Annotated in this window: 18 protein-coding genes; 14 read left to right on the top strand and 4 right to left on the bottom strand. The window is 62.9% G+C overall.

Translation table 11 applies throughout. From position 1 onward, the window contains the following. Nucleotides 1-62: 62 nt before the first annotated feature. From AYK65_RS29335 to AYK65_RS29295, 9 genes are all read left to right on the top strand, one after another. Complete coding sequence (locus tag AYK65_RS29335) at nt 63-1673, top strand: GumC family protein (protein WP_081162875.1); 1611 nt, start codon at nt 63-65, stop codon at nt 1671-1673. Between the two features lie 15 nt (nt 1674-1688). Beyond that, entirely contained in the window at nt 1689-3020 is a 1332-nt protein-coding gene (locus tag AYK65_RS29330) for an O-antigen ligase family protein (RefSeq protein ID WP_081162873.1), read from the top strand. Then, a complete protein-coding gene (locus AYK65_RS29325) occupies nt 3013-3762 on the top strand; it encodes a polysaccharide deacetylase family protein (protein ID WP_081162870.1) in 750 nt (249 codons plus the stop codon). Before AYK65_RS29330 ends, AYK65_RS29325 begins: the two co-directional genes overlap by 8 nt. Nucleotides 3763-3772: 10 nt before the next feature. Continuing rightward, on the top strand, nt 3773-5011 hold the full coding sequence (locus tag AYK65_RS29320; protein ID WP_081162869.1) for a glycosyltransferase family 4 protein: 1239 nt from the start codon (nt 3773-3775) through the stop codon (nt 5009-5011). A 384-nt stretch (nt 5012-5395) separates the two neighbouring features. Further along, nucleotides 5396-6493: a glycosyltransferase family 4 protein gene (locus tag AYK65_RS29315; protein ID WP_244560155.1), complete on the top strand. Its 1098-nt coding sequence runs from the start codon at nt 5396-5398 to the stop codon at nt 6491-6493. 74 nt (nt 6494-6567) lie between these two features. Continuing rightward, entirely contained in the window at nt 6568-6993 is a 426-nt protein-coding gene (locus AYK65_RS29310; RefSeq protein WP_081162864.1) for a VanZ family protein, read from the top strand. 71 nt (nt 6994-7064) lie between these two features. Then, nucleotides 7065-8063: a glycosyltransferase family 2 protein gene (locus AYK65_RS29305; protein ID WP_081163108.1), complete on the top strand. Its 999-nt coding sequence runs from the start codon at nt 7065-7067 to the stop codon at nt 8061-8063. Next, nucleotides 8060-10231 (top strand): glycoside hydrolase, encoded by a 2172-nt coding sequence (locus AYK65_RS29300; RefSeq protein ID WP_081162861.1) that lies wholly within the window; start codon nt 8060-8062, stop codon nt 10229-10231. The genes AYK65_RS29305 and AYK65_RS29300 overlap by 4 nt, the downstream gene beginning before the upstream one ends. Nucleotides 10232-10395: 164 nt before the next feature. Further along, the gene (locus AYK65_RS29295) at nt 10396-11439 is read left to right on the top strand and encodes a capsular polysaccharide export protein, LipB/KpsS family (protein ID WP_244560148.1); all 1044 of its coding nucleotides are present in this window, start codon (nt 10396-10398) and stop codon (nt 11437-11439) included. Between the two features lie 144 nt (nt 11440-11583). Here the strand turns inward: AYK65_RS29295 and AYK65_RS29290 are convergent, their stop codons facing one another. Further along, nucleotides 11584-11739: a DUF3309 family protein gene (locus tag AYK65_RS29290; RefSeq protein WP_034883680.1), complete on the bottom strand. Its 156-nt coding sequence runs from the start codon at nt 11737-11739 to the stop codon at nt 11584-11586. 417 nt (nt 11740-12156) lie between these two features. On the opposite strand from AYK65_RS29290, the gene AYK65_RS29285 reads away from it, so the two are divergent. The 4 genes from AYK65_RS29285 (at nt 12157) to AYK65_RS29270 (ending at nt 15676) form a co-directional block, all read left to right on the top strand. Then, nucleotides 12157-12711: a DUF1003 domain-containing protein gene (locus AYK65_RS29285; RefSeq protein WP_046117633.1), complete on the top strand. Its 555-nt coding sequence runs from the start codon at nt 12157-12159 to the stop codon at nt 12709-12711. Between the two features lie 132 nt (nt 12712-12843). Next, the gene (locus AYK65_RS29280) at nt 12844-13119 is read left to right on the top strand and encodes a hypothetical protein (RefSeq protein WP_081162856.1); all 276 of its coding nucleotides are present in this window, start codon (nt 12844-12846) and stop codon (nt 13117-13119) included. Between the two features lie 84 nt (nt 13120-13203). Beyond that, nucleotides 13204-14268, top strand: coding sequence for a polysaccharide pyruvyl transferase family protein (locus AYK65_RS29275; RefSeq protein WP_026614540.1), 1065 nt, complete (start codon nt 13204-13206; stop codon nt 14266-14268). After that, nucleotides 14255-15676: a Coenzyme F420 hydrogenase/dehydrogenase, beta subunit C-terminal domain gene (locus AYK65_RS29270; RefSeq protein ID WP_081162854.1), complete on the top strand. Its 1422-nt coding sequence runs from the start codon at nt 14255-14257 to the stop codon at nt 15674-15676. The genes AYK65_RS29275 and AYK65_RS29270 overlap by 14 nt, the downstream gene beginning before the upstream one ends. On the opposite strand, the gene AYK65_RS29265 is transcribed toward AYK65_RS29270, so the two are convergent. The 3 genes from AYK65_RS29265 to AYK65_RS29255 form a co-directional block, all read right to left on the bottom strand. Beyond that, entirely contained in the window at nt 15619-16596 is a 978-nt protein-coding gene (locus tag AYK65_RS29265; protein ID WP_081162852.1) for a glycoside hydrolase 5 family protein, read from the bottom strand. The two genes, AYK65_RS29270 and AYK65_RS29265, sit on opposite strands and share 58 nt — an antisense overlap. A gap of 72 nt (nt 16597-16668) precedes the next feature. Next, a complete protein-coding gene (locus AYK65_RS29260; RefSeq protein WP_081162851.1) occupies nt 16669-17268 on the bottom strand; it encodes a histidine phosphatase family protein in 600 nt (199 codons plus the stop codon). Further along, nucleotides 17265-18368 carry an inositol-3-phosphate synthase gene (locus AYK65_RS29255; RefSeq protein ID WP_026614536.1) on the bottom strand — a complete coding sequence of 368 codons (1104 nt, stop codon included), beginning with the start codon at nt 18366-18368 and terminating at the stop codon, nt 17265-17267. The genes AYK65_RS29260 and AYK65_RS29255 overlap by 4 nt, the downstream gene beginning before the upstream one ends. Nucleotides 18369-18503: 135 nt before the next feature. On the opposite strand from AYK65_RS29255, the gene AYK65_RS29250 reads away from it, so the two are divergent. Further along, entirely contained in the window at nt 18504-20264 is a 1761-nt protein-coding gene (locus AYK65_RS29250) for a hypothetical protein (RefSeq protein ID WP_081162849.1), read from the top strand. Nucleotides 20265-20287 lie beyond the last annotated feature (23 nt).

Genomic DNA, 20287 nt, shown 5'->3' with positions numbered 1-20287 from the left:
CAGCGGCTTACGCAGGGGCAGCGCTCTTCGGTGGCTTCGAGAGCATGCGTGGGGAAAAACGGATGTATCGGCGGAGCGAGCCCGAGGAACAGGGACTAGGCCCTGAGAGACGCTTTGAGCGGCTTCGTTCGGGCGGAGGTTCGTTGCTGGACCTCGTCCCCACCGTAGACGAACAGCCGGTCGTTCCTCCCGAAAACGTCCCGACCGTTAGGCACGAGAGCACTTCCGCCCGCGCTGTAGATACGCCCGTGGTTGCGAAGGAATCCGAGCCGAAGCCTTCTGCCGTCGGCGAATTGTTCCCGCACATTCACATGCTGGGCAGCATCGGGGTCGACGACATCATCGCCTGGTTGCGTGACGGGATGCGCTGGATCGTCCTGGCACTCGTCCTTTCGGTTGCAGCCGCCTTCGCCTATGCCGTGACCGCGACGCCGCGCTACACCGTCTATACCGATATCGTGGTCGACCCTTCCAATCTCAACGTCGTCAGCGACGACGTGTTCACGACCAATCCGCAGCGCGACGCGCAATTGCTGGAGGTGGAAAGCAAGCTCAGAATTCTCACGTCGCGCAACGTGCTGCAGCGCGTCATCGACAAGCTTGAGCTCGCGGGCCATCCCGAATTCGTCAAGCCCTCGCCGCTCGACCGGTTGAAGGCACTGTTTGCCGCGCAGGACGGCAAGGCAAGCAGGGAACTGGCGGCCATGCGCGCCTTGTTGGAGAGGGTCGAGGCTCGCCGCGAGGAACGCTCGTTCGTCGTTGTGCTGAAAGTCTGGAGCGAGGCGCCCGCCAAGGCCGTAACCCTCTCGGACGCAATCGTCGAAGCCTTCGAGGACGAGCTTTTCCAATCCGCCGCCGAGAGCGCTGGACGGGTGGCGCAGAATCTCAATGCGCGGCTCGCCGAACTGCGCCAGAACGTCACCGAGGCGGAGAAGAAGGTGGAGGATTTCCGCCGCGCGAACGGCCTGCAGTCGGCCAATGGCGAACTTGTCAGCAATCAGCTATCGACCGAGCTCAACACCCAGGTTCTCGACGCCCAGCAGCGCTTCATCCAGGCGGAGACGCGCTACAAGCAAATGAGCGCGGCCATCGCTGAGGGCCAGACCGCGAGTGCCTCGGTTTTCGAGTCAGCCAACATGACGAACCTGCGCCAGCAGTTGAACGCGTTGCAGCAGCAGATAGGCTCGATGCAACTCACCTATGGCGAAAGGCACCCGCGGCTCGTCGCCGCGCGCTCCGAGCGGGCGACCCTGGAAGCCGCCATCAAGGAGGAGGCCCGTCGCATCCTGGAGCGTGCGAAAGCCGATTTCGGCAGGGAGCGGGAGGCGCTCGACGCGTTGCGCGGCAAGGCGGACGACGAGAAGTCGAACGTCTTCACCGATAACGAGGCTCAGGTCCACCTGCGCGACCTGGAGCGCGATGCGCGCACCAAGGCGGCGATCTACGAAACGCACCTGGCGCGGGCGCAGCAGATCACCGAACGCCAGCAGATCGATACGACCAATATCCGTGTCATCTCGCGCGCCATGCCGCCGAATTCGCGGAGCTGGCCGCCGCGCACCGTAATTCTCTTGATTGGCGGTGCCGTGCTCGGCCTCGCGATCGGTGTTGCCGCCGCCCTCGCGCTCGGCCTTTGGCGATTCGTTCGCGGCCGAACGCCCGCGTCCGGCTGAGGAGGCCAAGGCACCATGAGCGGCGCGAGCGGCAGGGAGGCCAATCAGGCGGATGCGGGGAAGGTGCGCGTCGGCACCTTCCTGTTCATGGCGATCTTCCTGTTCTTCTGGATCTCCATCGATCCCTTCGTCGACCTGACCGGCGAGGCGGTACTGGACCCCTCCGCCGGCAATTCCAACCGGCTGAACCAGATCATCTCGCTCTTGCTTTTCGCCGGCATGCTCGGGTACGGCCTCGCCCATCCCATGCGGGACACGATCCTTCAGCCGCGCCTACTTCTGGCGATCCTCTTTTCCTGGTTTCTCTTCGTTTCGCTCATTTCCGCGCATCCAACGCTTGGCATCAAGGGCGTGATCCTGGCGGTCATGGTAACCGTCAACGCCAGCGTCTACCTGTTGCTGCCCGCCTCGGAGCGCCACTTCGCCAAGATGCTCGGCATCGGCACCCTCATCATGCTGGGTGTTGCCTATTACGGCATCGTCTTCAAGCCGACGCTTGCCATCCACCAGGCCTCGGAGTTGCGCGAGCCTATGAACGCCGGCCTGTGGCGCGGTCATTTCCCGCACAAGAACAGTGCGGCCTCTGCGATGGTGCTCGCGGCTTTCTTCGGCCTTTTCGTCATGAACACCTGGTCGCGCGTTGCGGGCCTCGCGATTTTCGTGCTGTCGTTCCTCTTTCTCGTCAAGACCGGCGGCAAGACCTCCACGGCAATGCTGCCGGCGATCCTGATCGTCGCTTGGCTCTTCGAAAAGATGCGGCCGCTGCGTGCTCCGATTGTGATCGGGGGCGTCGGCCTATTTAATCTTTTCGCCGTCGGGTCAGCGGTCTTCAGGCCGCTCGGGGAGTTCATCAGCGGGCTCGGCATCGACGCAACGTTCACGAATCGCGCCGATATCTGGCGCTTCGCCTTTTCGGCGCTCGCCGAGCGACCATTGACGGGATACGGCTTCAGGGCCTTCTGGCAGACGGAAGAGCTTGTCTATAGCGGGGGTTCGGTGGAGACCTGGGCGGTTGCTGCCGCCAACGGACATAATTCCTTTCTGGATATCGCTCTGACGACCGGCTTTCCCGGGCTTCTGCTCACCCTGACGTGGCTCATCTTCTTACCGCTTCGCGACATCTCTCGCATTCCCGCCGATCGCGAGCAGGCGCCTCTCACACGGCTGTTCGTCCGTATCTGGCTCTACACGATCTTCCACGCCGGCCTCGAGACGCTCTTCTTCGAGGGCGGAAGTCTCATCTGGTTCACATTCGTGTTTGCTCTCTACGGACTTAACCTGCAATCGACCGCCGTGCTGGCGGAAGATGCGGTGCCAACAAAAAGAAAGCGCGTCGCTCATGCTTGATGAAGGAAGGATCGGCTCGCTGGTCGACAGGCTGGCGAACCGGATGATCTGGAGGCTCGCACGGCAGCGACGCCGCCTGGAAACGGATGTTCCACTCGTTTCGTTCACGTTCGACGACGTTCCCGACAGCGCGCTCTTCGAGGGCGCGGCGATTCTGGAGAAGCATGGCGTGCGCGGCACCTTCTACATCGCCGGTGGGCTTGCCGGCCAGGTCGAGCCGGACCGGACGTTGATCACGCCCGAAGGCTGCTCTGAACTCGCAGCCCGCGGGCACGAGATCGGCTGCCACACCCACGCGCACCGCAAGCTGCGCAGTATTGCCGGTTTGGCTGCAGACCTCGATCGCAATGCACAATATCTGAAGAGAGCCGGCGTTGCCTCACCGGCGACGAATTTCGCGTTTCCCTACAATGCCGCCTGGCCGCTCTCGCGGGCCGAGCTCCGCCGGCGCTACCGTACCTGTCGCGCGGCAGGCGACGCGATTAATCGCGGATCGGTCGACCCGATGATGCTCAAGGCCGTCGAGATCCGCCAACCCGAAGAGGACGCACGGGCGTTGACGCGCTGGATAGACGATGTCGCCAGCCATCCCGGATGGCTCATCTTCTTCACCCATGACATAGCTTCGCGGCCGACGCCCTACGGCTGCACGCCGCAGACCTTCGATCATCTGGTCCGTTACGCCGTCGAAAAGGGATGCGTGCTTCCCGTCGACGCCGCGCTCGACCGGATTAAATGGTGAGAGGACGCTCGTGCCAGATTTCGACAAGAAGCGGCTGCTGGCGATCAACAACTATTTCTATCGCCGCGGCGGCGCGGAGGTGGTTTTCTTCGATCATATGAGCATGTTCGGCGAGATCGGCTGGGACGTCGTGCCCTTCGCCATGCAGCACGACAAGAACGAGCTATCGCCCTGGTCGGACTATTTCGTCTCGGAGATCGAATATGGCCGCAATGCCGGTCTCCTCAGGAAGGTCGCGCAAGCCGCGAGCGTCATCTATTCGGTCGAGGCCCAGCGCAATATCGGCCGCCTCATCGAGCGCGTGCGCCCGGCGATCGCCCATGCACACAACGTCTATCATCACTTGTCGCCGGCGATCTTCTCCACCTTGAAATCCGCCGGTGTTCCCGTGGTGATGACGGTCCATGATCTGAAACTCGCCTGCCCTTCTTACAAGATGCTTCGCGACGGAAGGGTGTGCGAGGACTGTCATGGCGGGAAAATCTACAACGTCCTTCGCCACCGCTGCATCAAGGGATCCGTGTCCCTGAGTGCCGTCGTGCTCGCGGAGACCATGCTGCACCGCTTGCTCGGCCTCTACCGCGAGAAGGTGGACCGGCTCGTCGTGCCAAGCCTGTTCTACCTGGAAAAGCTCGCCGAATGGGGCTGGCCGCGCGAAAAGATGGTGCACATCCCGAATTTCGTCGACGTCTCCGGCTTTTCCGCTGATTGGCAGGAGAGTGACTATTTCGTCTTTGCGGGTCGCCTCGCTCCGGAAAAGGGCATTGCCACATTGATCCGGGCTGCCGCCCGCTCCAAGCAGCGGCTGATCGTTGCCGGGACCGGGCCGGAGGAGCAAGCCCTTCGGCGTCTCGCCGCGGAGCTCCAGGCGGACGTGACCTTCGCGGGTTATCTCTCCGGTGAGAAGCTTCACCGGCTGATCGGCGAATCCCGCGCCCTGGTGCTGCCGTCGGAATGGTACGAGAACGCGCCCATTAGCGTCCTCGAAACCTATGCGCTCGAGCGTCCGGTCATCGGGGCGGCGATCGGCGGCATTCCGGAGATGGTGAGGGAAGGCGAGACGGGGCTGCTTGCCGCATCCGCAGATATCGATGAGCTCGCCGGAGCCCTGAGCAAAATGGCGGCGCTGACACCGGCCGCACGCGCACGCATGGGAACAGCCGGTCGCGCCTGGGTTGCCAGCGAGTTCTCCGCCGCCGCCTATCGAGAGAGGACGCTCGAGCTCTACGCATCGCTCGGCGCCGGTTGACGTCGCACGGTTGCGAGCGCCGCCGGAGTCTCGCGTCTGATTTTCGGTCATTTCTCTAGGAATTTAGCGGTCGTCTTACCCAGTTGGTAAGTGTTCTGCGCGTATAGGATGTGAAAAGGGCCATCCGCGGGCGGAACAACCATGAGCAGAAAGTCCGGAGTCTCGCCAAATCCCAGTCCGCCGCGTCCGGACGCTTCGCCTATGCCGAACGGCACGGCGCTCGGGAACCCGCGCCGATTTCACAAGAAGCTCTGCGCCGAGCTTCAGCGGGCGTTGGCTCAACAGCCCACCGGTTCAGGTAGCGAAGCCTTGCTCCCGCAACGGCTTGATGCATTCGCTCCAGAGTTTCCGCCGATATTGAGAGCCGCGACAGGCCGGCGGGTGATGATGCTGGGCCTGCGCGGCATACCCAACGTGCAGGGCGGCGTCGAAAAGCATGTGGAGATGCTCGCGGGTAAATTGGTGGCGAACGGCTGGGATGTCGACGTGATCGGGCGGCGGCGCTACCTTCCCAATTCGAAAACCCATTCCTGGAACGGAATCCGCGTCTTCCCTCTCTGGGCACCGCGCTCGATGGCTCTCGAAGCCATCGTCCACACGGCGATCGGCGTCTGCTTTGCCGCCCTACGACGACCGGATGTCCTCCATATCCACGCGATCGGCCCCGCGCTCCTAGTCCCGCTCGCCCGCCTTTTGGGTCTGAAAGTGGTCGTTACCCATCACGGCTACGATTACGACCGTCAGAAATGGGGCGCCTTCGCCAAGCGCATGCTCCGGCTCGGGGAACGGATGGGCATGCGCCTCGCGCACGGCCGCATCGCAATCTCCAGGGAAATCGTCGAGACGATGAGCGCGCGTTATCACGTACCGGTCGCTCTCGTTCCGAACGGGGTCGCCGTTTCGCCCTGCGATGGCGAGACGGGCATCCTCGATGAATTCGGGCTGAAGCGGCGCCGGTACATTCTCCTGGCGGCGCGGCTCGTGCCGGAGAAGCGGCAGACGGATCTCATTCGGGCATTCGCGACGCTGCGCGATAGCGGGTTCGCTCTCGTGCTTGCGGGCGGCGCGGAATTCGAAACGCCCTATGCCGCGGAAGTCCGGGCAATGGCAGAAAGCACGCCGGGCGTCATCCTGACCGGGTTCCAGACCGGTGATCGCCTGGCGGAGCTGTTCGCCAATGCGGCGCTCTTCGTCCTGCCTTCAAGCCATGAAGGTATGCCGATCGCCCTCCTGGAGGCGATGGCCTACGGTCTGCCGGTTCTGGCGAGCGACATCGTCGCCAATCGCCAACTCGGCCTTCCTGCCGACGACTATTTTCCGCTCGGCGACATCGAAGCGCTGGCAGCCGCCATCGCCGCAAAGATCGCAAATCCGCCCGGCGATGAGCAGGTGCTCGCACAGATCGAGCATGTCGATGCGGCCTATAGTTGGTCGAGCGTCGCGCAGAAGACCCTCGCGCTCTACGGAGAACTGACGAAATGATTGCGCCGCCGCCGCATCATGCATGCGACGGGCGGCCGCTGGCCGGGCGGCGTGGCAACGAAAGATGATTGATCATGGATTTTAAACGCGCCGCATCCGTCACTGCGTGGCTTCTCCTCGGGCTCATCGCCTATTCGACGCTCTCGCCGCTTGCCATGCGTCCGCATATGGGGAGTTGGGTGCAGGTCGAAAGATTCGGCGCCTTCGGACTTCTGGGCCTCATGTTCGCGATCGCTCATCCCCGGCACGTCCTTTCGGTCCTTTCGATCGTCCTTGCGGCGGCGGTCGGGCTCGAACTGACACAGATGCTCTCCGCCGATCGCCACGCGCGGTTGATCGACCTTGCGGTGAAAATGGCGGGGGCAGGCTGCGGCGTCGGCGCAGGCTGGCTCCTCACGCGTCACTGGCAGCGATTTCGCGTCGGCGGCGCACGGGTAAACGACAACGCAAATTATCGAGGGGAGAACATCGGTGCTTCGCGACCGGGTACTTCCGCATGAAGGGCGGATCGCAACGCTCAGTCCAATACGGGTATTCAGCGCTGCAATGCCTTGCCGACCTGGGGGCTCTTTTGACGATATCCATCATTATCAAGACGTTGAACGAAGAGAAGCGCATCGCGGCAACAATCGAGAGCGCGCTTGCGGCGCTCGAAGGAAGGGGTGGCGAGGTTATCGTCGCCGATAGCGGATCGTCCGACCGCACGGTCGAGATTGCTTCGCGATATCCCGTCGCTATCGCGCAGATCACGCCGCCGGCGCTACCGAGCTGCGGTATCGGTCCTCAACTCGGCTTTCAGTACTCCCGCGGCGACTACATCTGCCTCATCGACGGTGACATGCTGCTCGATCGAGGTTTTCTCGACGAGGCCGTTCGCTTCCTTGCCGACAATCCCTCCGTCGCGGGCGTCACCGGGCACGTCGAGGAGATGCTTGTTTCCAATCTCGAATTCGCCCGGCGGGTCGGCCGCGTGGCGCCCGAGAACCGTATCGGATCGATCGATCGCATGAACGGCGGCGGACTCTATCGGCGCAGCGCCATCGAGGCTGTCGGCTACTTTTCGGACCGAAACCTCCACGGCTACGAGGAGTTCGATCTCGGCATTCGTCTCAGAAGCGCCGGCTGGGGGCTCCATCGCCTCGACCGCCGCTTCGTCCAGCACTTCGGCCACACGGTCAATTCGTACCGGCTCCTCATCCGCCGTTGGAAAAGCAAGTATCTCTACGGCATCGGGGAACTCTTGAGGGCGTCTCTCGGCAAACCCTATTTCCTCCAGGTGCTGAGGGAGCTGCCGGAATTGAAGCTCTGGACACTCGTCTATCTCTGGTGGCTCGTTTCCCTCGGACTGGTCCTGTTCCTGCCCGACAAGCTCATGGCGCTCGCCTCGGTGTGCGCGATCTTCTCTGGCGTCCTCCTGCTCGTGAGCGTGAAGAAGGGAAGCTTCCGCATGGGCCTTTACACGGTCGTCGCCTGGTTCTTTCACGCTGCCGCCTTGCCCGTCGGTCTGCTCAGAGGCCGGCGGCAGCCCAGCGATCCCATCGAGAGCAGGCTTCTCGGAAAGCCTGCATGAGCACGCGCTCACTGCTTACGGCAGCGGCGCTTTTCGGCTGGCTGATTTCACAGGTGCATGCCGCAGACCAATGGGTGCCCGTTCGCGACGTTTCGCTCGAAGTGAGCCCCGGCAGTCCGCTCGATTTCTCGTCCATTCTCCCGAACGGCGTGATCGATGCGGATCACCGGCTCATTGCCGGCTCGGACGGCAGTCTGGCCTTCGCCAAGGCGCCCGAAAAGCCGGTCAGAATGCTTTGCGCCTCACTCGCCTGGAGCCCGGCATCGGGCGGCTTCCCGGATCACGACGGCGCAGACCGCTATGCGCGCCAGTTGGCGATGCATGGTTACAATATCGCCAGGCTGCACTTCGTCGACGCCAGCCTGATGTTCGGCAGGAAGAAGGATTTCGACTTCGATCCCGAAACGCTTGACCGTGTCCACTACCTGCTCGCGGCGCTGAAGCGCAACGGCATCTATTGGATCATCGACGGGCTGTCTTCCGTGCGCGGCGCCTATGGCGGCTACGACGACCGCTGGGACGCGAATGGCGATCTCAAGCTACGGGTGCATCTCGAAGACGAGGCCTTTGCGCACTGGGCAAGCTTGCAGGAGAAATTCCTCGCGAGCGTCAATCCCTACACGGGGATTGCAACCATCCGCGATGATGCGTTGGCGCTGGTGATCCTCGCCAATGAAAACGGCGTCGAATTCGACACCATTGTGCATGAGCGGCCCGGCAAGCCTGCATATGCCAGCGCGCTTGCGGCACCGTTCAACCGGTGGCTTGCGGCGCGCTACGGTTCGACGGAGGCACTTGCGAAAGCCTGGGGGGACCTCGGCTACGACGAACGGCTCGAATTGGGCACCGTGAAGCTCCCCGCGGATCGCTATGCCGACGGGCCGCGGATGCGCGATCTCCAGGCCTTCTTCGTTGAAACTGAACGGGCATCTGCCGCGCGGATGAGCAAGGTCCTGCGCGATCTCGGATTCGAGGGGCTGATCAGCACCTACAACAATTGGCCGACGGTGCAGACCGCGCTCAGCCGACGCGATCTCGAAGCCGTGACCATGAACACCTATCACGACTGGGTCGGCGGCTATGCTCCGGGCAGTGCGCTCCGCCAGGTCAGTTCGCTCGCCGACGGCGTCGACTATATGCGGATGATCTCCGCGGCGCGCTGGCTCGGAAAGCCCTTCATTGTCAGCGAATACGACCACCTCTTCTGGAATCGCTACCGCTACGAGGCGGGGCTAGCGATTCCGGCTTACGCGGGCCTGCAGGGCTGGGACGTGCTCTGTCGGCACGGCCACGGGCCGATCGCGCTTGCCTATGGCGAACCCTATCCGCACAAGCGGGCGATGCTTCCTTACGCGATCGCGCTCGATCCGGTGGCGCGTGCCGGCGAAACGCTTAGTGCCCTTGTCTTTCGTCGCGGCGACGTTGCGCGCTCCGCCATCACCATTCCGCTCGCGGTCCGCGGCGAGGAGGACTTAAGCGAGGACATGCAGGCGCGCGAACCGGAGCGCCTGACCGCCCTGGCGCTCGTCGGGCGCATCGGTTTACAGCTCGAAGACCGGTTCGACGGCGAGATCGGCGTCACTCGTGTGCAGAATGCGACAGAGATCCTAGCGGCGCTGCGCGACCGCGGCACGCTCGCATCGGACAATCGCACCGATATCGAAAGAGGGCTGTACCACAGCGACACGGGCGAGATACTGCTCGACCGCCAGGCGGGACAGCTTCGGGTCTCAACGCCGATGACGGAGGCTGCAGCTTTCGCCTCGCTCCGGGAGCCGCTCGATCTCGGGGTCATGCGCATCGAGCAGGCGGATGGAAACGGGCTCGTCGGCCTTTCGTCGCTTGACGCGAAAAGTGGTCTTTCGACAAGCCGGCGCTTGCTCGTGATCTTCGCGACCGACGCGCAAAACACCGGCATGATCTTTCGCGACAGCGAGGAGAAGGTCATCGAGGATTTTGGCGAACTGCCTGTGCAAATCCGGAAAGGCTATGTCGACCTTGCATTATCGCGGGCAGCAGCGAGATGGAAGGTCTCGCCAGTGGGCCTCGACGGCACCCTTTACCCGCCGGTCGAGCGCGGAAGCGGCCCGATCGCGTTCCGGCTGTCGAACGATACCGCCTACGGGCCGACCACCTATTTTCTCCTGGAAATCGAGGACGGCGGCTGATTGCGAGACGGCCGTTACGGCTGTGAAGTGCCGATTGGTGGTCGCATTGATCATTGCATTTCCCGGCTCAACCTGATTTCTGATCCAGCGCGACCAGAGTGCGTGGAGCGGTATTTCCGTCCGCATGCCGCTCTGGACTTTAAGAAGGAGCGTAAGGCGGAGAAGTGTTGCAAGCGACGGACAGCCTGCCCGAGGCGGCGAGCAAGGCCTGGTGGCCGCGGCCTGGAACGAGGCTCGGTGCTACGTTCTTCGTGCGCCAAGCTTTTCCCTGGCTCGACCGCTATTTTGGTGACCAGCCGCTTGCCTCGACGTTGTCGCCCGGCATCAAGGGCGTCGTTTCCTGGGGCGGGCGCATTCCCGCGAAGACCGCGATGGCGGTCGCCGGCATGCGGCGATTGCCGCATTGGCACCTGGAGGACGGGTTCCTGCGTTCGGTGGGCCTAGGCAAGGACGGCGGAGCGCCGGTCTCTATCATCGCCGATGATAGGGCGCTGCCCGTGGACGCCGGCCGGGCTTCGCGCCTGGAGCTACTCATTGCCGCAGCCGCGTCCAGTGATGAAGAGATCACGGGAAAGCGCATCCGCGAGCGCATGGTTCGTCACAAATTGTCGAAATACAACAACCTGCCGCATCGCCAGCCGGTGATCGAGCCGAGCCATCGCCGGCGAATCCTTCTCGTCGACCAGGTTCTCGGCGACGTTTCGGTGGAGCGGGCGCTCGGCAGCCGTCGGTCCTTCGATTGCATGCTGAACGATGCGCTTGCGAGCGGAGCGCAATGCGTCGTGCGCACGCACCCGGACGTGATGGCGGGCTATCGCAAGGGCTACATCACTGAACGTGCCGCGGGGACGACAGGCGTCGTCCTGCTAGCCGACAAAGTGTCCGTGGCCTCGATCCTCGATGTCGTCGACGAGGTCTGGACCGTCTCCAGTCAGGTGGGCTTCGACGCCCTCATGCGCGACATACCGGTGCGTTGCTATGCCGTGCCCTTCTATGCCGGCTGGGGATTGACCGAGGATAGGGGCGGCGTTGCCGCCAAGCCCGCATTGGCGCGACGCGCGAGCGCAAGGCCCTCCGTCGATCAGCTTACGGTGGCCGCACTTGGGCTTTATCCGCGTTACCGGAACCCGGCCAATTGGGAGCCGATCGACGTGTTCGCGGCGATCGACCTGTTGATCGCCGAGCTCGGCCAAGCCGGCCGGCAATAATGCCGCCTCATTGATCGATACGTTGGAAAAGCCGCAACGTCCTCGACCGGCGCTCGTATCGACTTCAAAGCGCGCCTAGCGGCGCGCTTTGAATCCTTGTTGCTGTTCATGTCGTCGCCCAAAACCGCTCCTGGGCGACGGGCGCTAGATCCGCCCCATCAAGACGAGGATCAATAGTATGACGACCACGACCCCCAGCAAACCGGATGGGCCATAGCCCCAGTTTGCTGAGTATGGCCAGGTCGGAAACGCACCTATCAGCAACAAAATAAGGATGATCAGTAGTACGGTGCCAAGCATCTCCAAGTCTCCACGCGAGAGGTACTAAGCTTGAATGCCCAGGCATGTCGGTTGGTTCCGAAAGAGACGCCGCCATTGCGTATTGGAACCCTATCAAAGATTGCAGATCGCGCTTCCTGAGGGAAAAGCCTCGGGGCGGATGATGCCCGGGCGCGCTGTCTTTGCGCTCAAGACTTCAATCTTCTCGCTGGCTTCGGCCTAAATAGGCGACGGGCCTTTTTTGAACGTGACCGGAGACTATCCTTTACTGATACCGCCGTCGGCCCTCGCAGCGGCGTGAAGGATCGCGCGGCAGGGGAACTTTGCCGATCCTGGCGTGTTTGCGATAGCGCGATCGAGTCGTGTCGATAGGACTGTTGCACACTTCTCCGTCGATGATCGGCGTCGAGGTGCGAATTCGAGAGCGTGAGGTTCGCCATGACCCCCGGAGGAACGACTGGTAAGGAGTGTTCGACCCCTTCCGATCCGGGCATGCTCCGGCTCGACCGCAACATCAACGCGATCCTGAAGCAGCGCGAAGAAGACGAGCGGAACAGAACGGTTCAAGACAAGATAGCAGAGAGGATCACCAACTTTGCGGGTTCCATGACCTTCATCTACTTGCATGTGCTGATCTTCGGCTCCTGGATCGCCGCCAATCTCGGGCTGTTTCCGAACGTGCCCATCTTCGATCCGACATTCGCGATTCTCGCGATGGTGGCCTCGGTGGAGGCAATCTTCATTTCGACCTTTGTCCTGATCAGCCAGAACCGAATGGCCGCCAACGATGACAAGCGCGCGGATCTCAATCTGCAGATTTCGCTTCTGGCCGAGCAGGAGGCGACCCAGTTGCTGACGCTTGTCTCGGCGATAGCGGATCGGCTGCAGGTCAAGACGCCTGCCGATGAGGACGTCGGCGACCTTGCGACCGAAATCAGTCCGGAGGAGGTTCTCAGACGACTGGAGAAGCAGGGGGGCCACTCGAAGGAATAGGGCCGCTTCGCCGTTTGCGGAAACCGGCGATCGCGCCCCTCCCGAACGAGCAACCGAGGAACAATTGCCGATGCTCGTCATTAACTCTTCCGTTGCAAGAGAAAACCAGCCCGACAGCGATGGAGAGAAAAGATGGAGGACTCACACGCGATTTCCCCGCCGCAGCAATCTTCCGATTACCCAGGGCGGCAGGCGGATTGCATGGCGGCTCTCAGGCCCGCAGTGTCCGACATGGCTGCGACGTCGCAAGACAGTATCGTTGCTGCGATGGGCGGGGAGATGACGGACGAATTGCGCGATCTCGCCCAAAAGGCGGAAGATGCCGGCTGGACCTTCGAAGAAGCGTCGGCCGCAATCGAGGCGCTCGCGCGGGAATACGAAGGCGCGAAGGCCACCATCTTCGACTGATTTCGGTCGAGGGCGACCGGCTCTCCGGCGGGTGCTGAAAACGCGCGGGAGTGTAGCGCTACACGGACCATGAGGTAGAGGCCATTGCCCAAACTGGGTGTCCTGACCTTTCATCGCTGCATCAACTACGGATCGTTCTGGCAGGCGCGCTGTCTCGTGGACGGTCTTCGTTCGCTCGGTGCCAATCCCGTTGTCCTCGATCATTGCTCCCGCCGCATCGACCGCGCCGAGTGGCGCTGCGCGCTGCAGCCGCTTCTGCCGAAGAGAACGGCGCAGTCGGACCTGCCCCTCTATTCATCGAAGATCAGGAAGTTCATCGAGGCCTTTGCGACATACCCGCTGAGTCGGGCTTTTCCGCTCGACGAGCCGGCCGATCTCGAAAGCTATGATCTCGTCGTCGTCGGAAGCGACGAGGTCTGGAACCTGCGCCATCCCTGGTATGGCGGGTATCCCATCTTCTATGGCGAAGGCCTCGCCGCACGGCGGGTGGTCTCCTATGCCGCGACCTTCGGGAGTCATCCTGCCGCAAACGGGCTCGAAAGCCATTGGGCGGACAGGCTGCGCAAGTTCGATAGGATTTCCGTGCGTGACGACAATTCAAGAACGATCGTCGAGAGCATATTGGGACGCGACGCGGAGCTTGTCCTTGATCCGTGCCTTCAATTTCCCGAAATGATCGCACCTATCCGTGGGGCCACAAGAACCCCTCCTTACGTCGCCGTCTACGGCCATTCGTTTCCGGGCTGGTTCCAGTCGGGAGTCCGTCAATGGGCGGCATCCCGCTCGCTCCCTCTCGTCAGCATAGGCTATCGCAACGATTGGGCCGACGAACAGTGGATCGATGCGGGGCCGGATGACTTCGCCGGCTTCATTGCCGATGCCGATGCGGTTGCCACGAATTTCTTCCATGGCTGCGTGTTCTCGCTGTTGAACGCCAAACCGTTCGTCTGCGTCCTTTCCGATTACCGTTCCAACAAGATTCGCGACCTCGCCCATTTAGTGGGGACCGAGGGCAACCTCGTATCGGCCGACACGCCTCAGGGGAGCTATGCGGACATTCTCAGCGAGACATTGGACCCCGCCATCGCGCGCCGGCTCGCAGGCCTCCGCCGGCAATCCCAGAGTTATCTGGAAAATGTCCTCAACTGACCCCTTTAAGACTCCAACGGGCGATGCCGCGCTCTCGCCCGGACAGATGCGCAGATCAGGGCTTTGTATCGGTTGCGGTGCCTGTGTGGCGCAGGCGGACGAAAGCATCGCGGCGATGCGTTTCGACGGCTATGGCCAGCTCAAGCCGGTTTGGTCCCGCCATGGGGAAGGTCACAATCCGCAGCAATTCGGCCAAATCTGCCCGTTCTCTCCCCATTCGAGGAACGAAGACGAAATCGCTGCCGCCCGGTTTCCTTCGGCAAGGCATAGCGATCCGCTGATCGGCCGCTTCGAGGCGGCCTATGTCGGGCATGTCGAAGAGGGCACGTTCAGGTCGGACGGCAGCTCCGGCGGGCTGGCAAACTGGACAGCCGCCGAGCTCCTGAAAAAGAATCTGGTGGACGGCGTTGCGCATGTCGTCCCACGGTCCGAGGACGAGGATGATCGCCAACCCCTTTTCCGGTACCGGATTTCGCGGACGATGGAGGGCGTCCGCGAGGGCGCCAAATCGCGCTACCATCCTGTGGAACTGTCCGGGGTCGTCGACGAAATGAGACGCCGACCCGGCCGCTACGCGGTTGTCGGCATTCCCTGCTTCGTCAAGGCCGTGCATCTCTTATGCCTGCAGGACGCCGTGCTTCGCGAGCGCATCGCCTTCACGCTCGGCCTCTTTTGCGGGCACATGAAAAGCGCGCGCTTCGTCGAGAGCTTCGCCTGGCAGATGGGCGAACGGATCGGCACGGTGTCGGGTGTCGACTACCGGCTGAAGGACGCCCGCAGGCCCGCGAACTGGTACATGGCCCATCTGCGCCTTAAAGACGGCAGCACGCGAAGCAAGGATTGGTGGCATCTGGTCGACGGCGACTGGGGTGCCGGTTTCTTCCAGAATTCCGCCTGCAATTTCTGCGACGACGTTACCGCCGAAACGGCCGATGTCTCGTTCGGCGACGCCTGGGTGGAGCCTTACACGTCGGATGGTCGAGGCACGAATGTCGTCGTCATCCGCTCTCCTCTCATTCACGATCTGATCGGCCGCGCCGCCGGGGAGGGACGGCTTGAGCTGAGGGAAGTCGACAGCGCCTTCGTGGTGCGGACACAGGCGGCCGGCTTCAGGCAACGGCGCGAAGGCCTCGCCTTCCGCCTGAGCTGGCCGCGTGCAGGCATCAGGCCGATCAAGCGCGTGACACCCACATTCACCGGTCTGACTACGCGGCGCATGCTGATCTATTGGCTGCGCAGTTCGATCAGCGCCTGGAGCCATCGCATGTTCTGGCTTGCCCGGGTGCTGCACCTGCCGGCGCTTTACATGGGCTGGGCCTCCGCGTCGCTCGCCCTCTATCAGGGCGTCACCTATTCGCGGGGTTGGGTCGGAAAGCTCATGGGCCGCATCGGCTGGCGGGAAGAATGAGGTGATCGGCCGATGAGGTCGAGGGATTTTGACGGGGGCGCATAGCGCGATGTCATTTCGGCACAAAAGGCGGCGAATTCCTCCGGCACCATCGGGGGGCTCGTATGGTGGGGAGCAATGCCCCTGTGTTGCGGCGTGAAGCAGAAGGTGACGGTCACATTGAAGTCTTCGAGCGCCTCCATCTGGCGGTCGAACCAGGCGAGCGCATCGGGCCGGAAGCGGTCGGCCCAGGAAAGGCCGGTGCGCAGATAGGTCACTCCGAGCCGCTTCATCCATTTGACGGCGTCGAGAAGCCTGTGATCCTCGAAATGGAACCATTGCATCAAGCCGATATCAGGCGTGTGCTTCGCAAATTCCTCCAGCGCCGGTTTGGGCGAGCCGTCTTCGCGCAGAAGACCCATGTAGAAATGCCGATAGTAGGAAGACCCCTCCGCCTCCTTGTGCCGAGTGGTTGCCGGCCAGGCGCGCGGCAGGTCGTAGAGGCTGTACCATTGAATGCGCTCGACCCTGCCCTTGAGCAGTTCGGCGGTTCTCCTGAGTCCCCAGAGCTGGACCTCTTCGGCACCGAAAGTGGAGACGCCGACCTCACTGACCCATATCGGCAAATCCGTGACGGCGCGAAGCTCTTCGATCTTCTGCGGCCATTCATGAATCTGCCAGAGATTCCAGTCGAGCGGAAAGCCGTGTGCCGCGACCGCGTCGACATGGTCGAGAACGCCGTAGGACTTCATCAGCGCCAGGAAGTCCGGATCGATCGGCGAGATGCCTCCGAGCACGCGTGTGAGGCCCGGGTTCACATCGCGAATCGCATCCGCCGCCAGCTTCGCCATGTGTGCAAAACGACTCCAGTCTGGATCGATCTCCGGATCCCAATGCGACTTGTTGTTGGGTTCGTTCCAGATCATGGCGGCTTCGATCATAAGTACCTCCGAGCTGCCGGAAAGGACCGGCGGGTGTCTACGGGATGGAGCGGCTCATTGAGCTCGTCGCGCTCAGGACACGCCCTCATTCAATGTCAGGACTTTCGCTCCCCAATCGCCGACCACCACGGCAGAGATCGAGGCGGGTGCGATGTCGAAGCGGGGCCAGGAATCCATCGAGAGGCCGAGAACATGGCAGATCAGGGCCTTGATGACATCGGCGTGGCTGACCAGAACGATCTTCCTGTCGCTGTTGCGCCCGGCCAGTGCTGCGACGAGTTCCATTATCCGCCGCTGAACATCCAGCATCGTCTCACCGCCGGGGGCGCGGACGAGGCTGCGAATGGAGTTCCATTGCCGCCAATGCGGATCCGTATTGAGAACCTCGAAGGTCTTGCCGGACCAGGTGCCGAAGTCCACCTCGTCAAGTTCCTCGGCCGTCGCCACCTCTTCAATCGCGGCTGCGGCGGCGATCGCGGCTGCGGTTTCCCGGGTGCGCTTGCGCGGGCTCGCATAGATCGAACCTATATCCTCGCGGGCGAGGCGCGCCGCCAAGCGTTGGGCCTGTTCGCGACCGGCGCTACCGAGCGGCACGTCGCCGGTGCGGCCGGCCAGGAAGCTGCCGATCCTGTCGTGGGCGGCGTGCCGCACAAGAAGAAACGTGGTCGTCACTCGGCTGCCCCCTTCAACGCGTCGCTTTCCCCAAGGATGAATTCCTCGAGCCGCGTGCGGGCCTCCGCATCGGTGAACTGGCGCGGTGGAGACTTCATGAAATAGCTCGACGGGGCGATCAGCGGACCTGCAAGGCCACGGTCCATGGCGAGCTTCGCACAGCGAACCGCGTCGATGACGACGCCGGCGGAATTGGGCGAGTCCCAGACTTCGAGCTTCAGCTCGACATTGAGGGGTACGCCGCCGAACGTCGTCCCCTCGACGCGAATATAGGCGAACTTGCGGTCGGCGAGCCAAGGCACGTGATCGCTCGGCCCGACGTGAATGTCGCCCGGCGCAAGCGGTATATCCATCTGGCTGACGACGGATTGCGTCTTCGAAATTTTCTTCGACTCGAGCCGCTGGCGCTCCAGCATGTTGAGAAAATCGGTATTGCCGCCGAAATTGAGCTGGTAGGTCCGGTCGATCCGCACGCCGCGCTCGCGGAAAAGGTTGGCGAGCAGCCGGTGCACGATGGTCGCCCCGACCTGGCTTTTGATATCGTCGCCGATCAGCGGCAGCCCGCGCTCGGCGAACTTTTTCTGCCAGGTTCTGTCGGACGCGATGAAGACGGGGATGCAGTTGACGAAGCCGCAGCCGGCGGCGAGCGCCTGCTCCGCGTACCAGCGCGTGGCGACTTCGGAGCCGACGGGCAGATAGGAGACCAGAATATCCGTTTCGGTCTGCCGCAGGACCTCGGCGACGTCGACGGCGGGTTCATCGGATTCTTCGATCTCTTCACGCAGGTACCGCCCGATTCCGTCCAGCGTCCTGCCGCGTTCGACGCGCACACCGGTCGGAGCGACGTCCGCGAAGCGGAAGGTGTTGTTCGGACGGGCATAGATCGCTTCCGCCACATCATGGCCGACCTTCGAGGCGGCAACGTCGAAGGCGGCGGAGATTTCGACATCGCGCACGTGATAGCCGCCGAGATTGACATGCATCAGTCCCGGGACGGATTCGTCTTCCCTTGCATCGCGATAGAAGGTGATCCCTTGAACGAGTGAGGACGCGCAGTTCCCGACCCCGGCAAGCCCGATGCGTATTGAGTCTGATCCCATCTGCGCCACTCCCTCCAAGCATCTACAATGCCTGCCAAACCCGCGCATGCCGGAATGGTTCCCTTCAGGCGCACGTATGGCGCGGATCGATTCCAGCGGCCGCGCGTTCAACGCGAATGATCAAGAGGCGGAGCGATGCTCGTTTATGGTGACCCGAAGTGGCGCGAGAGCGCCGACGCCTTGTGCGACGCCATCACCGAGCGGCTGCGGGCGATCGAGCACCAGCCGCCCGGTCTCGACCGCCATTCCGCGCTTGTCGGTGTGCTGCTCAGCGCCGGCGAACTGGCACAGGGGCTGTCGGATTCCGAGTTCGAGAGTCTCGGCGCCGATGAGACATCGGCAAGGCGCGAAAACTCTGGTGTTCTGCTCCTTGGTCTGGCGCGGCTCGTCGCCAAATCCTGGTCTCAGGGCTTCTCCGGTCCCTTGGCCCTACCGAGCCGTGTTTGGGCACTGCTCCAGGAGCTTCGGGCGCCGTTGCCGCTCTCCATCAAGGGGGCGGAGGGCTATGCCTTCTACGCCCTCTACCCGGAAGCTTACATGGAGGCGGCGAGGCACTCCGGGCTCGGTGCAAAGACCGTCGTCGTCGGCATTCGCTCGATAGGCACGAGTCTTTCGGCTGCAGTCGCTACAGCGATCGGGGCACGGAGTCCGGTAACCCTGCGCCCGGTCGGTCATCCTTTCCGAAGAACGATCGAGGTAGGTGCGCGGCTTTCGCGACAACTCCTTAAGGACACCACCGCCGACTTCGCGATTGCCGACGAGGGGCCGGGCCTTTCCGGCAGTTCCTTCGGCGGCGTGGCTGATTGGCTTTTGGAACACGGCGTCGGCGACGATCGCATTCATTTCTTTCCCGGCCACAGGGGAGATCCGGGTTCGCAAGCCAGCCAAGCTCACCGCGAGCGCTGGGCATCGCGCCCCCGCCACGTCGTCGAGATGGATGACCTAATGCTCGGGGCAGCCCCGTCGGCACACCGGCTCGCCACTTGGGTGAGCGGGCTTGTCGGCCCGATCACCGAACCGCTCCAAGATATTTCCGGCGGCGCGTGGCGACGCGCGCTTTACGGCGACCATCAGGCATGGCCGCCTGCCGATCTGAGATTCGAGCGGCGAAAATTCCTCGCACACACGGCAGACGGGGCATGGCTCGTCAAATTCGCCGGGCTCGGCGATGCCGGAGAGCGCAAGCTCGCTAATGCCCGTCTTCTGGCGGAGAACGGCTTCACGCCGCCGGTAGCGGGACTGTGCCATGGTTTCCTGGTGCAGAAATGGCTGCCGGCGCGACCGATGGCTCCAGGAGAATTCCGGCGCGCCGATTTCATAGAACACCTCGGCCGGTATCTCGGGTTCCGGGCGCGTCGTCTGTCGCCACCGGCGACCGGCGGCGCGTCTCTTGGCGAACTGTCCGAGATGGCCCTGGTCAATACGGAAGAGGCGCTGGGGGCGGCGGCCGCATCCCGGCTTAAGGAGCGGCTGGCCGATGCTCCGGATTATGTTCGCGTGGTGCGGCCGGTCGACACCGACAATCGGCTTCATTCGTGGGAGTGGCTGGTCGCGGGCGAGCTGGGCTTCATCAAAACCGACGCGCTCGACCACAGCGCCGCTCACGACCTCATCGGTTGCCAGGATATCGCCTGGGACATAGCGGCCGCCGCAGTCGAATTCGAGTTGTCGAAACAGGAAGCGGCTGACCTCAGCGCCGCGGTGCTGCAGGAAAGCTCCCGCGCGGTCCCTGCCGAATTGCAGGCGATCCTCGAGATTTGCTACCTCGCCTTCCAGCTCGGCCTGTGGAGCTCGGCAAAGCCAGCAGCCGCAGCCGACGAAGTTCCGCGGCTGGAGGCGGCGGCGTCTCGCTATGCGACGCGCCTCTTGCGCCGGCTCGACGGCGAAGGGTCGTGACCCGTCGCGCGATGGAGGTTAGC

The sequence above is a fragment of the Ensifer aridi genome, from assembly GCF_002078505.1.
Taxonomy (GTDB): Bacteria; Pseudomonadota; Alphaproteobacteria; order Rhizobiales; family Rhizobiaceae; genus Sinorhizobium; species Sinorhizobium aridi.
The sequence above is the reverse complement of the archived record's forward strand: the minus strand, read 5'-3'. Positions and strand labels throughout refer to the sequence as shown.

What these genes read in the sequence shown, in the direction of transcription:
- AYK65_RS29335 (WP_081162875.1), top strand. Translation starts at nt 63, where the DNA reads ATGTATCGGCGGAGCGAGCCCGAGGAACAGGGACTAGGCCCTGAGAGA.
- AYK65_RS29330 (WP_081162873.1), top strand. Translation starts at nt 1,689, where the DNA reads ATGAGCGGCGCGAGCGGCAGGGAGGCCAATCAGGCGGATGCGGGGAAG.
- AYK65_RS29325 (WP_081162870.1), top strand. Translation starts at nt 3,013, where the DNA reads ATGCTTGATGAAGGAAGGATCGGCTCGCTGGTCGACAGGCTGGCGAAC.
- AYK65_RS29315 (WP_244560155.1), top strand. Translation starts at nt 5,396, where the DNA reads ATGATGCTGGGCCTGCGCGGCATACCCAACGTGCAGGGCGGCGTCGAA.
- AYK65_RS29310 (WP_081162864.1), top strand. Translation starts at nt 6,568, where the DNA reads ATGGATTTTAAACGCGCCGCATCCGTCACTGCGTGGCTTCTCCTCGGG.
- AYK65_RS29300 (WP_081162861.1), top strand. Translation starts at nt 8,060, where the DNA reads ATGAGCACGCGCTCACTGCTTACGGCAGCGGCGCTTTTCGGCTGGCTG.
- AYK65_RS29290 (WP_034883680.1), bottom strand. Translation starts at nt 11,739, where the DNA reads ATGCTTGGCACCGTACTACTGATCATCCTTATTTTGTTGCTGATAGGT.
- AYK65_RS29285 (WP_046117633.1), top strand. Translation starts at nt 12,157, where the DNA reads ATGACCCCCGGAGGAACGACTGGTAAGGAGTGTTCGACCCCTTCCGAT.
- AYK65_RS29280 (WP_081162856.1), top strand. Translation starts at nt 12,844, where the DNA reads ATGGAGGACTCACACGCGATTTCCCCGCCGCAGCAATCTTCCGATTAC.
- AYK65_RS29270 (WP_081162854.1), top strand. Translation starts at nt 14,255, where the DNA reads ATGTCCTCAACTGACCCCTTTAAGACTCCAACGGGCGATGCCGCGCTC.
- AYK65_RS29265 (WP_081162852.1), bottom strand. Translation starts at nt 16,596, where the DNA reads ATGATCGAAGCCGCCATGATCTGGAACGAACCCAACAACAAGTCGCAT.
- AYK65_RS29255 (WP_026614536.1), bottom strand. Translation starts at nt 18,368, where the DNA reads ATGGGATCAGACTCAATACGCATCGGGCTTGCCGGGGTCGGGAACTGC.
- AYK65_RS29250 (WP_081162849.1), top strand. Translation starts at nt 18,504, where the DNA reads ATGCTCGTTTATGGTGACCCGAAGTGGCGCGAGAGCGCCGACGCCTTG.